Consider the following 18,849-nt stretch of genomic DNA (forward strand, 5'->3'; position numbering starts at 1 on the left):
CTTGACTCAAGCATTAATGCAGTACGATCTTCAAAGTTAAGATGATGGTATGACAATTTTATATACTCCATAAACCTTTTAAATTAATTAGGTGGTTTATGTCGCACTTCAAGTTTTACTCTGCCCTAATATACCTCAAAACGATTAACAAAAATAATCCATAAAGTCCAATTATTTATTTTTCTGAATTAAAATATTCCAAATATAATTAATTCGATTTGAAAATGACATTTCTCGTTTAACCAGATAGACATCTTGAAATAAATAGTACTGATTACCATCCAGTACTTTTAATTTATTTTCTTGCATCTCTCTTTCAACCAATAATTTAGGCAACCATGCCACACCTAAACCTTGTAATACCAACTCTTTTAAATCACCTGCATTATCCGTCTCATATAAAGTTCTATAATCCAACTTATTTTCAATCGCTTCATCCACACAGTTTCTTAAATATGCTTGTTTACTATAAGACAACAAAGGAAAAGACTGATCGAGTGAATATTTGGCCGTCCCATCATGATCTAAGGCCGTCACCGGGAGTATTTCCATTTCAACAATTTTATGAAATTCGAACAAAGAACGATCGAATTGTTCTAATGTTTTTTGATCGCAATAGCTGATTAAAAAATCACACGAACCATCTTTTAATAAGCGCATGCCCTGTTTGAAATTTGAGGCAATAATTTCCAATTTTAAGTCCGTCATATCCATCGATAACTCATGAATAAAGCGGGGGAAAAACTGGGTAATGAGCGAGTGTGACACTGCAAACTTGACGGTTAACTCATCATGTTTCACATTCTTTTCTAAATATTTTATTGTTGTAGTGAGTTGATTTTGTATATTTTTTGCCGAAGCCAGTAAAACCTGGCCTGCTTCTGTGAAATCAATATTTTTACTGTATCTTTTCAAAATTTGGAAACCCAATGAGTTTTCAATATTCTGAATTCTGCGCGTAAAGGCAGACTGCGTGACATGTCGTAGAGCTGCTGCTTGAGATATCGATTTTTCTTGCTCTAATGCAAGTAAATCTTCAATCCATCGAATTTCTAAAGTCATAACTCATTCTTCACTCATCCTTTGATCAATTATAATCTATTATGCAAAAAATGCATGTAGTAATATATTTTTACATTAGAAAAAAAACCGTGCGCACTTTAATATCGATTTATTCGAGATTAGAGTCTATTTAAATGAACATTAAGATTAACACACGCGTTGAAAAGGATTTATTAGGGCATAAAGAGATTCCCGTTCATTGCTATTATGGCGTACAAACTTTAAGAGCTTTAGAGAACTTTAATTTAAGCCCAAATAAACTCAATCAATTCCCTGTTTTTATTAATGCCCTTGCAATGGTTAAAGCTGCATGCGCAGAAGCCAATTTTAAACTCAATAAGCTTGAAGAAAATAAATACAATGCTATTCAGTATGCATGTGAACAAGTTATTAATTATAAGTATCATGACCAATTTCCAATTGATATGATTCAAGGTGGTGCGGGAACATCCACCAATATGAATATCAATGAAGTACTGGCTAATATTGGCTTAGAACATTTAGAGCATTTAAAAGGCGAATATCAATATTTACATCCAAATAATGATATTAATATGTCTCAATCAACCAATGATGTCTATCCAACAGCAATTAAAGTGGGTTTAATTTTTGCAATAGAGCAATTGAATAGCCCGTTTCAAAATTTAATTCAAAGTTTTAAGAACAAGTCAGATGAGTTTTCGCATATCTTAAAAATGGGTCGTACCCAATTGCAAGATGCCGTTCCAATGACCTTGGGTCAAGAATTTGGCGCATTTGCAAATACCTTACAAAATGATTTAAACAAGCTCAATGACATCATGCCGTCTGCTTTAAGTGTTGTAAATTTGGGCGGAACAGCAATTGGAACAGGCATCAATACCGAAGTTAAGTATCGTGAATATGCCATCGCAGCATTGTCTGAAATTACGCAAAAGCAGATCAGTAGTTCACCTGATTTAATCGAAGCAACCTCAGATATGGGCGATTTCGTTTTATTATCGAGCTTCTTAAAACGTACCGCGACTAAGCTCTCAAAAATTGCCAATGACCTGCGCTTGCTGTCTAGTGGTCCTCGTACAGGTCTGAATGAAATTCATTTAGAACCGCGTCAACCAGGCAGCTCAATTATGCCAGGTAAAGTAAATCCAGTTATTCCAGAAGCAATGAATTTAGTGTGTTTTCAAGTGATTGCAAATGATTTAGCCATTACTATGGCGGCCGAAGCAGGTCAACTGCAGCTCAATGCGATGGAGCCATTAATTGCTTTTAAACTGTTCGAATCGATCGATTTGTTGGGTAAAGCGATGCAAATGTTCCAACATAAATGTATTGAAAACATCCGTGCCAATGCTGAACACTGTCAGGCAAATGTAGATAATTCAATCGGCATTATTACGGCACTCAACCCATATTTGGGCTATGAAACAACGACTCGTATTGCAAAACAAGCAAATGAAACTGGTCAAAGTGTATTGGCTTTAATTAAAGCTGAAAACCTATTGTCTGATCAAATTTTGGCTGATGTGCTATCGATCAAAAATATGGTTCATCCTCAGCAATCTTTATCATGATTTATTAGCATTTAGTCTTTTAAAAAAGGGATCTCATCAGAGGTCCCTTTTTATAGAGAGGAAAAGTATGCTATGTCACTCGTATTAGCTGAACATCTTTATTCTATAAAGCTCTTTTTTAAATACCAAATTTGCCTAGCCATAAAAAAAGAACTTGATATAAATCAAGTTCTTTTTCACTTCATGCAATATTTAGATATATGATCTAGAATGGAAGATCATCATCCATATCTGCTGGTGCTGCCGCAGGCGCTGACTGAGGTGCCGCCTTTGGTGCAAAACCGCTTGGGTTATTGTTCGCATAACCACTTTGTTGGTTGTTGCTATTACCCGCTGCAGGATTGCCGCCATAACCACCTTGGTTGTTGTTATTGTTATAACCACCACCTTGGTTATTGTTGAAACGTGGTTGTGCATAACCATCATTTCCGCCTTGCATTTGCTCACCTTGCTGACGGTTGTTGTCGAGCATCTGCATTTGCTCACCACGAATTTCTGTGGTGTAGCGTTCTTGACCATTTTGATCTGTCCACTGACGAGTACGCAGTGAACCTTCAATATAAACTTTCGAACCTTTACGTAGGTATTGTTGCGCAATTTCACCTAGACGGTTGTGTAACACAATACGGTGCCATTCGGTTTGCTCTTTACGCTCACCTGTGCTTTTATCTGTCCAAGAGTCACTCGTGGCAATTGAAAACTGTGTCAACGAACCACCATTTGGGAAAGTTTTCGTCTCTGGATCTCGGCCTAATGTGCCCACTAAAATAACTTTATTTACACCGCGCATCTGATGTTTACTTCCTATCTATTTCTATTATTTACTTTATAAGAGTTATGCTTAAATGGCTACCTCTTTCCCCAACAACTGCGTTAAATCTTGTCGCGTAGCATCATCTATTTGCTGCTTATCGACTTTTACATACGCTACTTGCTGATCAGACATCACCACGACCTCTTCAATACCACGAATCGCTAAAAGCTGTGAAGTCCATTCGTCCGTTTGTTTATGCTCAGGTAAACGCAATACCATCGAAGACAAATAACGTGGTTGTGCCAAGCCAAAACTAATCAATAACCAAACAATCGCAAGTCCAGTCAGGATGCTCCAACCCAAGGCAGTATTGTTTAACAACAACAACTGACCACCTGTGACACCACCAAAGAATGCGCCTAAAAACTGGCTGCTGGCATTGACGCCCATCGCAGTCGCTTTGGACTGAATCGGTGCAGCTTTCGATAACCATGACGGCAACAACGCTTCCATGACATTAAAGGCAATAAAGAATAAACCCAAACCTGTCAGCAAAATATACTTCGACTCAAAGCCAAAAATTAGGATGCCTAAGCCTAAAATAATGCCGCCAATAGCCGTTAAAAAGATGCCTCGCATCTTGCGATATTTTTCAGCCAACACAATACTTGGAAAGGCAAAAAATAGGCTAACTACCAACAGCGGTAAATACACCCAGCCATGCGAATTTAGTGGAATTTTTGCAAAGTCGATGAGTTGCGATGGGACATAAATAAACATTGCCGTCAGCAATAAATGTAAGCTAAACACCGATACATGCAGACGGTTCAGATCGCCCATTTTTAAGACTTGTTTGAGCTGAGCCAAATAGCCTTGCTGATAATTACGATGATGGCGGGTGACTTTTGGCACCAAAAACAACATCGAAATGGCCGCCAAACCCATGATGGTCGTTACCCAGAATAATCCTGAAATCCCTACTAAACCGGTAAGCCACGGCCCCAAACTAAAAGCTACAGCAAAAGAAACCCCGATACTCATGCCCATGGTTGCCATGGCTTTCATGCGGTTTTCTTCACGGGTCACATCCGCCAGTAGTGCCATCACCACTGCAGACACTGCTCCACCACCCGCAATGGCACGACCAATAATCACCCCATAAATGGTGTCTGACATCGCGGCAATTGCACCACCCAAAGCAAACAGAAGTAGCCCGAAAACCACCAAGGGCTTACGACTATAACGGTCAGCAATCAAGCTGAAAGGAATCTGTAAAATAGCCTGTGTTAAACCATAAATCCCCACAGCCAAACCGAGCAGCGCAGGCGTTGCATATTCATAGGTCTGCCCTGCCACAGAAAATACAGGGATGATCATGAACAAACCCAACATGCGTAAGGCAAAAATACTGCTTAAGGCAAAAGTTGAACGACGTTCTAAAGCATTCATCATAAACGAGGACAGACTGTATTGAATTAATCTTGGATCAAGATTATAGGCTATTCAATCCGACTAGCGGCATGAATTTTATGTTTAATAAAAGCCTTCCTGATCTGAAAAACAAAAAGCGCAGCCTGAGCTGCGCTTTTCTGCGGTTTAAAGCAATCTGCTTTAAGCGGCTTGATGTTTTTTGTATTGAATAGAAGCAATAACTGCCCAAACAATAAAGGCCACACCAATTAAACCCGTGACAACTTCTGGTACATGTAGACCTGTACCACTTGCCAGCATAATGAATGCTAAAGCACCAATGGCGTAGTGTGCACCATGCTCAAGGAAGACATAGGCATCCAAAGTCCCTTTTTCTACCAAGTAAATCGTCATCGAACGCACGAAAATCGCACCAATCGCGAGACCCAACATAATAATCACGACATCGGAAGTAATGGCAAACGCGCCAATTACGCCATCAAAACTGAACGATGCATCAAGTACTTCTAGGTATAAGAAACCACCAATACCTGCTTTGACCACACCCGTGGTTGCGCCATTGGCATCATGTGTAACTGCATTGCCGTCTTCATCAACTTCAGGTTCACCACCCAACAAATGACTCAAGACTTGTACGCCAATGTAAACCACGATGCCCCAGATTCCCGCCATGGTCACCACGAGACGTTTAGCTTCATCGACATTGGCCGCCATCACCAAAAGTGCAATCAGTGCAAGGAAGACTGACATTGCAGGAACATTAGCCAAGTTCGCCAAACGGCGCTCCAACCAACGGAACCAGTGCGTATCTTTACCTTCATCCAAAAAGAAGTTAAGAAACACTAACAATAAGAACGCGCCACCAAATGCAGCTATTTCAGGGTGGTGATCCATCAGACGTTGTGAGTAGGTTTTTGGATCATTTAAAGCCAATTGAACAACTTCAACGAAGCCCATATCTGCAGTTACCGCCACAATTGCGACAGGGAAGATTAAACGCATACCAAATACAGCGACTAAAATACCCACGGTAAGGAATAACATTTTCCAAAAATGATCCCAACCTCGTAACACAGATGCATTGACAACGGCATTATCAAAAGATAACGAGACCTCCATCACCGCTAAAATTGCAGTGATGGTCAAAGCAGTAAACATGGTCTTTAAGCCCGCTTCTGGTCCATGGGTAAAACCCCAGTACGCAGACAACGCAAGACACACGATCGTAAAAATGATAGAGAAACCAAAATGTTTCATCATGACAGATCGACCTATAAAAAAATTTGGAGATGAACGAAAACTTAAAAAACAGGTTGAGTTTTATGGCCGCAATTATGACGCTTTTTGCGCCTGAAACCAAAACATCTTCGTTAATTTTTACTTATCTCACCGATGTACGGAGATGGATTGTTGTTCCGCGTAAACTGTTGTTATAGTCTTGCCCATATTTTGGCTTCCCTCAGGATCTAATCATGGCCTTTTCCCAAGACGTTTGGCAACGTAATGTCGACTTATATCAAAAAACACTGGCTTTACCTTTTAACCAAGAATTGGCTTCAGGCACACTTAATAAAGAAGCGTTTTGCCATTATGTGATTCAAGATGCGCACTACTTGGTGGCTTATGGTCGTGCTTTAGCGGTGTGTGGTGCCAAAGCGTATGAGGCTGACGACATTATTCAGTTTAGCCAAGGGGCTAAAGAAGCGATTGTGGTGGAACGCAGTTTACATGATGGCTTTATGAAAAATTTTGATATTTCAAAGCAGCAGTTTGAAGAAACACCGCTAACTTTAGCATGTCACCATTACACTTCATTTCTAACGGCAACAGCATGGTCTGAAAGCTACCCTGTAGTGTTAGCAGCACTCTTACCTTGTTTTTGGATTTATGCTGAAGTGGGTAAAGACATTGTGGGTAACTCTATCGCCAACAACCCGTACCAAGCGTGGATTGATACTTACGCGGGGGAAGAATTCAACCAAGCGGTACGTAATGTAATTGCAACCATCGATAAAGTGGCTGCACGTTGCGATGCGGATACCATTGAGAAAATGCATAAAGCCTACCGTAAAGGGGCTGAACTGGAATGGTTGTTCTGGGACAGCGCTTATAAACAGCAGCAATGGCTCGGTTTAGACCACGCTTAAAAGCGAAAATGATCCAAAAAGCCCTGAACCCTTCAGGGCTTTTTTATTGACCGAATATCGTATTTTTTCAGAAGGCGCGATTGCTATTTTAAGCATTTAAAACTAAACTCCAATAATGATAATAATTATCATTTGCATAATTAACTTTCGAGGGCCGTTCTCATGCATCCTGATACTCTAGGTACTGAAGCCATTCGTGCATTTTTTACCGTACAATGTTGCTGGCTGAATAACGAAGAAATTTACCTTGAAAAAGGCTGTTTACACTGCGGTTCTGCCGCGACCTATCTCATTTATTATACCAATCCACATATTCAAAAATTGATGTTGGCTTTTATTAAAAAATATCATTGCGTTTTAAGTCGAGAACAAGACTTACTCGACCTGCCAGACTTTGAAGATGACTACGACGCCTTCTTACAAACTCTTGAGCATGAAGTCAATTTCTATGCCCGTCTCCATCATGACATTATCCGTCCCTTTGCTTTTGAGACGGTCGATTCAATCTTTGAACGTCCTTATGCGCTAGCATGCTAAATGCTGCAACTATAACAATACTCTATCCCTGAAGGCGTACGGCAAACCAAAAATAGCACAGCCATGATTCAACTTTTACGCTACGCCGAATGGGTGATCATCTCTTTATTTACGCAACTTATAAATACCTTCCAGTTTTCAGTCGCAGCCAATGTCGATACGTTGAGACTTGTTTCAACACTGAAATCTAGCTACAGTCTAGCAGCATCACTTTTCTTTTGGCCGACATGATTTGTCGCTATAAAATCATGTTTAACACTTGAATAAAGCATAAGTCGTTATCATATACCTCCTTCATCTGCACAATTTCGAGATAGTTTTATGAGCCAAAGTCATATCCGTATTCGAGGCGCACGTACCCATAACTTAAAAAATGTGAACCTTGATATTCCCCGCGATAAATTCGTGGTGATCACGGGACTTTCTGGTTCAGGTAAGTCATCGCTTGCATTTGATACGCTGTACGCCGAAGGCCAGCGTCGTTATGTCGAATCGCTCTCGGCCTATGCGCGCCAGTTCTTGTCACAAATGGAAAAACCTGAAGTTGACTCAATTGAAGGTTTAAGCCCTGCCATTGCGATTGAACAGAAGTCAACCAGCCATAACCCACGTTCTACGGTGGGTACCATTACCGAAATTTATGACTATTTACGTCTACTCTACGCACGTGTCGGCACACCATTTTGCCCAGAGCATGATTTGCCGATGGTGGCACAGACCGTATCGGAAATGGTCGATGCAGTAAAAGGATTGGATGAAGGAACAGCGCTGATGCTGCTTGCACCTGTGGTGCGTGAGCGTAAAGGCGAATATTCCAACCTGTTTGAACAGCTACAAAGTCAAGGTTTTGTACGGGCGCGCGTCGATGGTGAGATTGTTGATCTCGACCCAATTCCAGAACTCGATAAAAAGAAAAAACACACCATTGAAGTGGTGGTGGATCGTTTTAAAGTCCGTGATGACCTCGGCAACCGCATTGCAGAATCTTTTGAAACGGCACTGCGCTTAGGTGGTGATATTGCTGTTTTGTCTTGGATGAACGGTGAACATCCTGATCGGGTTTTTTCGGCTAAACATTCATGTCCTGAATGTGACCGTGCTGTTGCGGAACTTGAGCCGCGTTTATTTTCATTTAACAATCCCTTTGGTGCCTGCCCAACCTGTGATGGTTTAGGTACACGTAGCCATTTTAGTGCCGAAAAACTCATTCCAAGTCCTGATGTGTCGATTAGCCAAGGCGCGATTCGTGGTTGGGATCGTCAACGTCCGTACTACTACAGCATGATTGAAAAAGTCGCAGCGCATTTTGGTTTTTCTTTGGATACACCTTGGAATGAACTGGATGCCGACACCAAAAAGAAATTTTTATACGGTACAGGCAAAGAAAAAGTTGATTTAAGTTATATCGATGAGCGTGGTCGTAAGCATAATCGTGTGCAACCTTTTGAAGGAATTTTGCCACATTTAGAACGTCGCTATCGTGAAACTGAGAGTAACTATGTTCGTGATGATTTGGCACAGTATCTGTCTAATGCAGCATGTGATGCCTGCGGTGGATCACGTCTAAATGAAATCTCACGCCATGTTCGAGTTAAAGATAAAACCATTGCCCAAATTACTAAAATGTCGATTGGTGATGCGGAAAGTTACTATCAAGATTTAAATCTTGATGGCGCAAAAGGCGAAATTGCCGATAAGATTTTTAAAGAAATCCGTGAGCGTTTACATTTCTTAGTATCAGTAGGTTTGAATTATTTAAGTCTTTCTCGTTCAGCAGAAACATTGTCTGGTGGTGAAGCGCAACGTATTCGTTTAGCTTCTCAAATCGGCGCAGGTTTGATGGGTGTGATGTATGTACTCGATGAACCGTCGATTGGTCTGCATCAACGTGATAATGATCGCCTATTAGAAACCTTAGTTCGTTTACGTGATTTGGGGAATACCGTTTTAGTCGTTGAGCATGATGAAGATGCGATTCGTGCAGCAGATCATATTATCGATATTGGCCCTGGTGCTGGTATTCATGGTGGTCATGTGATTGCTGAAGGGACTTATGATGAAATCCTTGCGAATAGTGAATCTCTCACGGGTCAATATTTATCAGGCAAACTGAAAATTGAAGTACCGAAAAAACGTACTGAACCACCAAAGCCTGAAGAACAAATTAAATTGATGGGTGCTGCGGGTCATAACCTACAGAATGTGGATTTAACCATTCCTTTGGGTGTGATGACCTGTGTGACTGGTGTATCTGGTTCAGGTAAATCAACGTTGATTAATCGTACTTTATTGCCTTTAGCAGCAACACAGCTTAATGGTGCAACCACTTTAACGGCTGAAAAATTTGATTCAATTGATGGTCTGCAATTCCTTGATAAAGTTGTTGATATTGACCAAAGCCCGATTGGTCGTACACCTCGTTCTAACCCTGCAACCTATACCGGTTTGTTTACCCCGATTCGTGAATTATTTGCGCAAACACCTGAAGCCAAAGCACGTGGTTATGCAGCGGGTCGTTTCTCGTTTAACGTGAAAGGTGGTCGTTGTGAAGCCTGTGAAGGTGACGGCATGATCAAAGTGGCAATGCACTTTTTACCCGATATGTATGTGCCTTGTGATAATTGTCATGGTGAACGTTATAACCGTGAAACGTTAGAAGTGGGTTATAAAGGTAAGAATATTTCCGATGTACTGAATATGACAGTTGAAGATGCAATGCATTTCTTTGATGCGATTCCTGTGATTCATCGTCGTTTAGAAACACTGAATCAAGTGGGCTTGGGCTATATTCGTTTAGGTCAGTCAGCAACGACTCTATCAGGTGGTGAAGCGCAACGTGTGAAATTAGCACGTGAATTGGCAAAACGTGATACAGGTAAAACGTTATATATCTTGGATGAACCCACTACAGGTCTACATTTCCATGACATTGCTAAACTGTTAGATATTCTTCATGAGCTACGCAATAAGGGCAATACCATTGTGGTGATTGAGCATAATTTGGATGTGATTAAAACTGCTGACTGGGTGATTGATTTAGGCCCTGAAGGTGGTGCAGGTGGTGGTCAGATTATTGCGGAAGGTACACCTGAGCATGTGGTGAAATCTAAAGTTTCACATACAGCTAAGTTTTTGAAACCGTTGTTGAAGTAATACGATTTAATCCTCCCCTTGCGGTGCATACTCCTCACCTTTAAAAAAGGAAGGAGTTCCCATTACCAATCAAGTGATGTTCCCCTCTTTATCAAAGAGGGGTTAGGGGAGATTAAAAATCATGAGTAAAATTGGATTTATCGGGGATAAAATGCACTTTTCAGAAAGAAATGGATATAAACCTGTTCGCGAAATAATTCAAAAAGAAAGTATAGATGATGATTTAAAAACACGTCTATGGTCATTGCTAGACATCTCTTTATACTCAAAATATACAAAGCCATTTATCTTCAACCAAAATGATCATAATGTTTTAGATAAATTAATTCAAAATTATTGGTTTTCATTTTTTAAAAAAGCAACGGATGAAATTCCATCTGAAAATAACCATAAAGTCAAAGCACTCAAACGAATTTTTCTTACAGAGCTATCTTGGTTCAGAATTTATGATTTTATTGAACTTAATATTCAACATTATCCATTTTTAACTTCTAAAGAAGAATTCATTTCCGAAATAAATAAAGTTTTAGTTGAGGAAAATTCTGCATATCAAATTATTAATAATCAGATAATTGAAATCACATCCGAACAAGAGATTCAATCCATCGAGGATGCTTTACAAAATACAAATCCATATTCAGGTGTACAACAACATCTAAATCAATCATTAAAATTGATGTCAGATCGCCAAAATCCTGATTATCGAAATTCAATCAAAGAATCGATTAGTGCTGTTGAATCTATTTGCAAAATCGTGACCAATGATGAAAAAGCAACTCTAGGAAAAGCTTTAAAAATCGTTGAGGATAAATTTGGTTTACACTCTGCTCTAAAAGGAAGTTTAAGCCAACTCTATGGTTATACTTCTGATGCTGATGGCATCCGCCATGCTATGCTCGAAGAATCTAATTTAAGTTATATCGATGCCAAATTCATGTTAGTAGCATGTACCAATTTCATCAATTATTTGATTGAGAAAACAAAATAACATTTAAGGAGTAAAACTACTTACTCCTTATTAATCTAAGACAATCCAAAACCCCTCATCTTTTCAGCCAACTTCGCCAACGTCTCATCATCCGCTCGCTGAAAATCATGTGAAGAAATATAACCTTCATATTGGTCAAAATATTTATCGACATTCGAGTTCACAGCTTGCCAGTTTTCATGCACTTGTTTAGTACCATGCATTGGAAATAACTTAGCGTGAACATGATCCACACCAAAACCCTCAAATACCATTGCCGTCCGACCAACATCATCAAAGAATCCATCTAACTTTTTCGCAATTTTCTTGGTGTAAAGTATCAATCCGGTGAGGACATCATCATCCAAATCAAAAGCATAACTTGTGTAATGTTTTTTGGGGATTACAACAGCTGCACCTAACGTATTCGGAAAAATTGTTAAAAATGCCATGTATTCATTATTGCTATCAATAATATGGCAAGGTATTTCATTTCGTGTCATCTGACAAAAAATACAGTCTGTTCCCATTTTCCCCTCATTTATTCTTTTGTACTGTTATTTAATTTACTTATTTATTTTGATCTAGTTCTTTTAAATATAATATGACTCATTCACTTCATCGACTGAATAAGCCACAACCTTATTTTTACCCTGCTCTTTGGCTTGAAACAAAGCACGATCGGCCTTTTCTAACAGTGCCATCCAACTGGTCGCACCAATTGCCACCCCAATACTAATACTAACTTTCAAATCAGGGCAGCGTACATTATCAACTGACTTCGCTTCATAAATCTCAGAACGAATCTTTTCCGCAATTTTTAAAGCGCGCTCCATTCCAACATTTTCAATCAGTACTATAAATTCATCGCCACCGTAACGTACCAACAAGTCAGATGTCCGAATATTTTCTTTTAATTTTTCAGCCACAAACTGAATCACCTGATCCCCCATCAGGTGCCCATACACATCGTTTACCTGTTTAAAATGATCAATGTCGATCACCATTAAACAAGTCTCCGAAAACTGAGTCGGCTGATTTTCCAAAAGTTTAATGTATTCATTCAACGCATAACGGTTTGCAACCCCGGTTAATGAATCCAAATGCGCAATATTCTTGAGTCGAAACTCCAACGCATCTCGCTGCTGAAGCGTCTGTTTTAACTGCTGAATTGCTGTAAATAAAGAATACATATTGGCTGGTTGATCTTTGGTATCCATCGGGTTGGGGCGAATACTGGAATGGGATAAATCAACCAAAATTTCACGCGCTTGAATGAGTGGACTAAACACTCTCTTACGCGCATAAATCATGGTAAACAGTGCCGCAAAAATTGAAATGAGTGAAATACCCACCGTTGTGAGCAAAATATTTTGTGCTTTATGCTTTTCAATGATGGCTTTTTCAACGCTATATTTGAGTAAATAATTTTGCAACTCCACCACGGTCGAAAATTTATCAACGATTGCTTCAGTTAACTGTGTCCCCGTTAAATAGTACGGTCGATGGTAAATACTTTCATTCATCAAGCGCTCAACAATCAATAGCCCTTTGGCTAAAAACTCATTATAAACCGCTTGATGCAGCACCTTAAATTCTTCGGTTTTATCACGCTCAGGCTGTAAGGTATCAATGAGTTCCCACAAATACATCACTTGCTTCCGAGTCTGTAAAGAACGTGCTAAATTGGTTTCAGGAATCGGTTGTTTAAAAGCTACATGCGCCATCACATTGGATGCAGCACGACCAGCCTGATCGCGTAAGTCAGCCAATAATAAAATTTGGGTATAAAAGTTTGAAATCGCGGTGTCTTTGCCTCCCGAAACTGCAATCACATCTTTTAGGACATCGTGACTATGCTCCCAAGCATTAAACATTTCTAAAATGGCCTGATCCATTTTTTCTGCATTGCACTGCTCACGTGGCAGAGCTGCATAAGCATCCACCTGCTGTCTGCCTTGCATTAAAGCTTCATCTAAACGGTCAAATAAACTTAAATCTAAATTTGGGAGGTTCGAATGCTTTAAAACCTCTAAAGTCTTTTGCATCTGCTCATCTACCGTGAGCCGATACAGTTTTAACTCAAGCACATGCTGGGCAAAATCTTGTTGATTACTCGACATGAGTTTGTTGGCTGGCGCACGCTCTCGTGAAATCTTATTGGCCAAGTCTGCAACAGCTTGTAGGGCTTGTATTTCAGTTAAAGCTTGGTTGGTTTTGATGTAATCGCGATAACTTTTGACCATCAACGGAATGGATAAGCTGCACAATGACAAAATAATAATGCTCATTGCAATATACAGCTTTTGACTCAAATACTCAGAGCGTATTTCTCGCATACTTCAACCACGCCCCCATTCCTAAATAAAAGAAAACTAAATTAACTGTTTATTATACGAACAGTATATCGTGTATTTAAGTGATTAATTCTTTGTTTTGCATCGTTTTAAGATTTCATCATCCCCAAATAATCATGGCTAAACTTTCACGCACCTATGAAAGCTGAGTCAATCCATCCTTAATAATATTCATGTTTAGTGTGAATTTCATTCAATATTTTTAATTCCCATTTTTTAAAGTGCCTATATTTACACATGCAACATTTAAGTGCATAATGCACAGTATTGGGGCGAATTAGAGTATATCCTCAGCAGATATTCTAATTTTCCCACAAGTTTTGGCTGAAAAAACCAACCTCTTTTAGAGGTTGGTTTTTTTTTGCTCAAATAAAAGTTTTTAATGAAAAATATAGCCTCAAATTCGCACCATTATTGTGCATTAAATTGCAATATATTTTTATTCAGAAAAAAATAAGATCTCGAAAATTTAAATAAAAAAAAAGCCCAACCTTGGGGAAAGTTGGGCAGATAAACAAAAACTGTTTGAGGAGAATTAGCTTCTCAGAAAACAACAATATTGTTAAATGATTCGCTAAAATCATTATGAAATAAATCCGTTCACTTGTAAAGCCAACTAAAGCACTATGGATTAACACAACGCTATAATTAGCGTGAAAATTATCACAAATACTCAGAGGATATGTACATTATGCAAGCAAAAAACGAGCTTTTTGCGCTAATTTTAGGCGTTTTTTAGATTTAGGACACAAAAACGCCTATATTTGAGGTGCCTTATTTAACTTTTTTACCGTTTATATCCATATATTCAATCTAATTTACCAATTAAAAACCAAGTTCAGTACAATTCATTTTCCTGCATTCTCTGTTTTCTAAATAGGTATACCCTATTGTTCTGCTGTAAGTTTTTTTTGGTTGACATGGATACACTCAATTGAGCAATTTTTAACCTCTAACATAGCTAGAGTAATTACTCAATAATATAATACCATTAGAGCTCATTGACTTAATAAATTGTTACAATAGAATAGCATTAGTTTAATCCAATGTTAACAATCTGGTAAATATCATGAAAAAACTCGGTTTAGCCACTGCTTTATTATTAGCCATGACCGGTGCTCAAGCATACCAATTCGAAGTACAAGGTCAATCTGAATACATCGATGCATCTGATGCAAATGACAAAGATTTTACTGGCGGTTTACAAGGTACTTTCTACTTTAAAGATGTTGATTCATCTAAAGGTCCTTTAGCTGAAGCTGCTTTTTTAAACCAAGCTTCAAATGTTTCTTTGGCATATAACTATGCTGAATTAGGCACTGACGGTACTGATTTCATCGCACACAACTACGGCGCTAAAGCAGAAGCGTATATTCCTACTAAATTCGTTCCAGCATATGCAAGTGCGTCTTATAGCCACACACATTTGGATGGTAAAAACAGCGAAACGCCTGATGACAATGGTGACCGTTATGCACTTGAAGTGGGTGCTTTAGCTGCTCCGAACTTCTTGGTTGCTGTAGGTTATACTAGCGTTGCTGACCAATTTGCTCTTGATGCGTTCAACGTAATGGGCAATGGTGTTGTTAAAGCTGTTGGTGAAGCTGCTACGATCGGTGAAGATCAAGACGCGGTTACTGCACGTACTAAATACGTAGGTAACATCGACGGTACAAACATGGCGCTCGGCTTAGAAGCTGGTCTTGTTTACGGTGAAGACACCGCTTACCAACTTAAAACTGACCTTTACTTAACTCCTGCGTTAAGTGTTGGCGCTTCTTATGTTGAATCAAGCTTTGCTGGTACTCCAGATTCAGCTTGGGGTGCAAACGTTAACTACTTCATCACTCCAGCAGTTGCTGTAGGCGCAAGCTATGTAAATGCTAACGCTAAAGACAATACTGAGAATCTTGATACTCAAACTGTTGGCGTAAACGCTAAATTCCGCTTCTAATTTCATTTAGAAACTGAATATAGAAAAGGACGCTTTTAAGCGTCCTTTTCTTTATTGGGGAGTTCTCACTAAGTTTAAGAAATATAAATGACGTTCGTACTGGTCAATAATATCTTGTAATAGATCATCTAAAGTCCAATCCATCACATCATAATTCTGCCCACCTTCTCTTAAGAAAACTTCAGCTTGATAAAACTGCTGTTCTTCAAGTCGATCTGCCATAAAACTAGGTGGCTGGGTTTCACGGGCAACCACCTGATAGATGAAGTTAATTTCATTATGGTGATCTACGCGTAACTGCAAGCCATGCTCAATCGGTTGGATGGTCACGTCTAGCTGACGGCGCTGAAATTCCTTTTGCACCGCTGAAAATGCATGTTGTACTTGCTGACCAATGAATTCTTCAACCTCAGACTGAGTATGCGGATAATGCATAATCAGACCTAGACGTTGTTGCCAACTGCGTGGATTTTGAATCGCACGTGGCGTGATTCGCGCATCTTGTAGTGCACGCATTTTGGTGACATCCAAACGCAGTGCTTTCAGTAAACCCCAACAGACCAGTAACATAATCAAAGTAAATGGTAAGGCACTCATAATTGTGGCCGATTGTAAGGCCGAAAGTCCGCCTGCCATCAGTAAGATAATCGACAGTAACGCAATCAAAATGGTCCAAAACAATCGTTGCCATAAAGGTGAATTTTCTGTTTCTGCGGTTAAGTAATCAATCACCAATGAGCCTGAGTCGGCTGAAGTCACAAAGAATAGCACCACCAGAACAGTCGCAATCAGGCTCGATATTTCAGAGAAAGGTAAATGGGTCAAAAATTCAAACAGTGCGACGGATGAATCTTGTTGTACCGCTGAGATTAACGAAGTGTGCCCATCTTGAATAATACTGAACAGCGCTGCATTCCCCATGAAGCCCATCCAAATTAGGGTAAAACCTGTTGGAATGAACAACACCCCGACAATAAACTCACGAATGGTTCGACCTTTAGACACTCGGGCAATAAACATTCCAACAAAAGGCGACCAAGAAATCCACCACGCCCAATACATGATAGTCCAACCACCAATCCAACCATTGGGTTGGTAGGCATACAGGTTGAAGGTCATCGTGAACAGATTAGATACATATTGCCCTGCATTTTGAATACTGGTTTGTAAGATATAAATGGAAGAACTGGCAAAAAACACAAATAACAGTAAAACCACTGCCAGCACCAAGTTCAATTCAGACAGCCGTTTAATGCCTTTGTCCAAACCAAACCCGACTGAGAGCGAAGCTAAAAAAGTGACAAAAATGATTAGCCCGACCTGAATACCAATACTTTGCTGGATACCAAAAAGATAATTCAGTCCCGAATTAATTTGGGTCACCCCAAAACCAAGTGTGGTAGCAACCCCGAAAATAGTGCCTAAGGTTGCAAAGGTATCAACCGCATCTCCCGTTGCACCATAGATTTTTTTGCCCACCAAAGGATATAAAGCAGAGCGAACCTTTAAAGGCAAATTATGTCGGAAAGAGAAATAGGCGAGCGACAACCCCACAAGCGCATAAATGGCCCATGCATGTAATCCCCAGTGGAAAAAGGTGATCCGCATCGCTTGTTGTGCGGCATCTACGGTTTGCCCGTCTCCCGTGGGCGGGTTGACATAGTGCATCACGGGTTCAGCGACACCGAAGAACATCAAACCAATCCCCATCCCTGCGGTAAACAGCATGGCGAACCAAGAACCACTGCTATATTCAGGCAGACTATGATCAGGGCCGAGTTTGATTTTCCCCATATCGGAGAGTGCAATAAAGATCAGTAAGATCAGAAATAACGCGACAGATAAAACGTAAAACCAGCTAAATGAGTCAATAATCCATTGATTTAAATGTTTGGTTAAAGCCTCAAAACCACTTGGGTCAAAAAGAATCAAGGCCAGAAAAAGCACCAGAATCACGACAGTGCTGAGAAATACATTCCGTTTGATGTTTGCAAACAGCGATGGCTTTATGGAAGGCATAATTCCCCCAGAAAATTATTTTTAGTACAAAGATATAACCAAAATGGTTAATTAGACGAGTCTAATAAAGAGTGAAGAATGAATAGCTTAAAATTTAACGATTCTGTTCCATCATAATTTATGTTTAAAAATAAGGCAGTGCGAATCCTGTAACAGTTTAATTCTCTTTATGATCATTGGGTCGATGCTGAATATACTGCAAGGCAATCAAGCGTGAGACGACTAAAGCCAAATACATCACCCCACAAAACATCTGTAACATCGCAATCATACGAGCCAGCGGTGTTAATGGCATTAAATCGGACAAACCTGTCGCCGACTGCAAACTAAAGCTTAAAAATAATAAATCGAGCCATGACTGTGCACCCGCCACATTGGCATTTAAAAAGCTATTGGGTTCTAAAATCTGGCAAATGCTATATAAAAAGGCAAAACCCCATGCAATAAGGGTAAACACTGCCCCTGCAGCAAATAGCTCATCTTTGGTCAAATAACGGTCTGCAAACATATAGCGCAGCAAGCCATAGGCCGCAATAAAATAGGCCATCGCCTCAAAGGCATGACTAATCACCAACAGCATCGGATCTCGCGCACCCAGCAAAATCAGTAAGGAAAAGAACAATGCCCCACCAACAAAACTCAAGCCGAGGATGGTAAACACGGGAGTTTGACGAATGACCTTGGCAATGAGTAACAGGACCAAAACACCTAAGCCCCAAACCAATACACGTAAGGACAAGCTATGGCCGCTCAACAGCGCCAAAATCAGCATAATAAATTGCAACAGCAGTAACCATGCTGAAGGCAGTAGACGGAAGCCTTTCCAAAATTCGACAAATACTTGCATATGCAGCCTGTTATTTTTAAAGCCAAGTTTGATTGGTTCTTGTTCTCGCTTTTTAAACTTAGCATGAA

The 18,849-nt window shown here is 39.7% G+C and carries 14 protein-coding genes; 6 read left to right on the forward strand and 8 right to left on the reverse strand.

The window, feature by feature from the left end; translation table 11 throughout:
• Positions 1-171: 171 nt before the first annotated feature.
• Positions 172-1,062, reverse strand: coding sequence for a LysR substrate-binding domain-containing protein (locus tag MF4642_RS01455; protein WP_078425068.1), 891 nt, complete (start codon positions 1,060-1,062; stop codon positions 172-174).
• 134 nt (positions 1,063-1,196) lie between these two features.
• Here MF4642_RS01455 and MF4642_RS01460 point away from each other — a divergent pair, with 134 nt between their 5' ends.
• A complete protein-coding gene (locus MF4642_RS01460) occupies positions 1,197-2,615 on the forward strand; it encodes an aspartate ammonia-lyase (RefSeq protein WP_078425069.1) in 1,419 nt (472 codons plus the stop codon).
• Between the two features lie 205 nt (positions 2,616-2,820).
• Here the strand turns inward: MF4642_RS01460 and ssb are convergent, their stop codons facing one another.
• From ssb to MF4642_RS01475, 3 genes are all read right to left on the reverse strand, one after another.
• On the reverse strand, positions 2,821-3,405 hold the full coding sequence (gene ssb, locus MF4642_RS01465) for a single-stranded DNA-binding protein (RefSeq protein ID WP_004691666.1): 585 nt from the start codon (positions 3,403-3,405) through the stop codon (positions 2,821-2,823).
• 51 nt (positions 3,406-3,456) lie between these two features.
• A complete protein-coding gene (locus MF4642_RS01470; protein WP_005401546.1) occupies positions 3,457-4,821 on the reverse strand; it encodes an MFS transporter in 1,365 nt (454 codons plus the stop codon).
• A 159-nt stretch (positions 4,822-4,980) separates the two neighbouring features.
• Entirely contained in the window at positions 4,981-6,060 is a 1,080-nt protein-coding gene (locus MF4642_RS01475) for a DUF475 domain-containing protein (RefSeq protein WP_058952492.1), read from the reverse strand.
• Positions 6,061-6,272: 212 nt separating this feature from the next.
• Between MF4642_RS01475 and tenA the strand changes: the two genes are divergently transcribed.
• From tenA to MF4642_RS01500, 4 genes are all read left to right on the forward strand, one after another.
• Entirely contained in the window at positions 6,273-6,947 is a 675-nt protein-coding gene (gene tenA, locus MF4642_RS01480; protein WP_004691671.1) for a thiaminase II, read from the forward strand.
• Positions 6,948-7,109: 162 nt separating this feature from the next.
• Complete coding sequence (locus tag MF4642_RS01485) at positions 7,110-7,484, forward strand: hypothetical protein (RefSeq protein ID WP_058870673.1); 375 nt, start codon at positions 7,110-7,112, stop codon at positions 7,482-7,484.
• Between the two features lie 321 nt (positions 7,485-7,805).
• Positions 7,806-10,637, forward strand: coding sequence for an excinuclease ABC subunit UvrA (gene uvrA / locus MF4642_RS01495; protein WP_078425070.1), 2,832 nt, complete (start codon positions 7,806-7,808; stop codon positions 10,635-10,637).
• 121 nt (positions 10,638-10,758) lie between these two features.
• The gene (locus MF4642_RS01500; RefSeq protein ID WP_227518497.1) at positions 10,759-11,625 is read left to right on the forward strand and encodes an AbiJ-NTD4 domain-containing protein; all 867 of its coding nucleotides are present in this window, start codon (positions 10,759-10,761) and stop codon (positions 11,623-11,625) included.
• Positions 11,626-11,660: 35 nt separating this feature from the next.
• Here the strand turns inward: MF4642_RS01500 and MF4642_RS01505 are convergent, their stop codons facing one another.
• Entirely contained in the window at positions 11,661-12,134 is a 474-nt protein-coding gene (locus MF4642_RS01505; RefSeq protein WP_078425071.1) for an HIT family protein, read from the reverse strand.
• 63 nt (positions 12,135-12,197) lie between these two features.
• Positions 12,198-13,943, reverse strand: coding sequence for a GGDEF domain-containing protein (locus MF4642_RS01510; protein ID WP_078425072.1), 1,746 nt, complete (start codon positions 13,941-13,943; stop codon positions 12,198-12,200).
• A gap of 1,087 nt (positions 13,944-15,030) precedes the next feature.
• Here MF4642_RS01510 and omp33-36 point away from each other — a divergent pair.
• Positions 15,031-15,915 (forward strand): porin Omp33-36, encoded by an 885-nt coding sequence (gene omp33-36 / locus MF4642_RS01515; protein WP_058870480.1) that lies wholly within the window; start codon positions 15,031-15,033, stop codon positions 15,913-15,915.
• 51 nt (positions 15,916-15,966) lie between these two features.
• Here omp33-36 and MF4642_RS01520 read toward each other — a convergent pair whose 3' ends face one another.
• On the reverse strand, positions 15,967-17,934 hold the full coding sequence (locus MF4642_RS01520) for a BCCT family transporter (protein WP_078425073.1): 1,968 nt from the start codon (positions 17,932-17,934) through the stop codon (positions 15,967-15,969).
• Positions 17,935-18,091: 157 nt separating this feature from the next.
• Positions 18,092-18,781 (reverse strand): ion channel, encoded by a 690-nt coding sequence (locus tag MF4642_RS01525; RefSeq protein WP_004978220.1) that lies wholly within the window; start codon positions 18,779-18,781, stop codon positions 18,092-18,094.
• Positions 18,782-18,849: the final 68 nt, after the last annotated feature.

The sequence above is a fragment of the Acinetobacter sp. MF4642 genome, assembly GCF_002018925.1.
Lineage (GTDB): Bacteria > Pseudomonadota > Gammaproteobacteria > Pseudomonadales > Moraxellaceae > Acinetobacter > Acinetobacter johnsonii.